Annotated in this window: 1 protein-coding gene; it reads right to left on the bottom strand. The window is 60.0% G+C overall.

The features are described 5' to 3' along the window. Positions 1-68: 68 nt before the first annotated feature. Positions 69-270: ArsR/SmtB family transcription factor (locus tag ACKX14_RS15880; RefSeq protein ID WP_422449363.1), on the bottom strand; the 202-nt coding region annotated here is incomplete at its 5' end.

Here is a 270-nt window from a genome sequence, read left to right as displayed (position 1 = left end):
GATGACGTGGAAACACACCTTCCGTCATTGCGAGGCCCTTTAGGGCCGCGGTAATCCATTCTTGTGCGTTAGCGCCGTTTCTTCCACTTTCTTTTACCCCGGGCGATTTCGGTCTCAAGCGCGCTCAATTTCGGTTCCCAGAAGGCGCGGAAGCGGTCGAGCCATTCATCCACCTCGCGCAAGGCGCGTGTTTCCACCGAATAAATGCGGCGCTGGCCTTCGGCGCGGGCGACGGCAAAGCCGCTGTTGCGCAACACCCGCAAGTGCTGC

The sequence above is a fragment of the Thermorhabdus hydrogeniformans genome (assembly GCF_049310025.1).
Classification (GTDB): domain Bacteria; phylum Bacillota; class Thermosediminibacteria; order Thermosediminibacterales; family Tepidanaerobacteraceae; genus JBJYKD01.
This window is presented reverse-complemented; position numbering and strand designations above follow the sequence as displayed.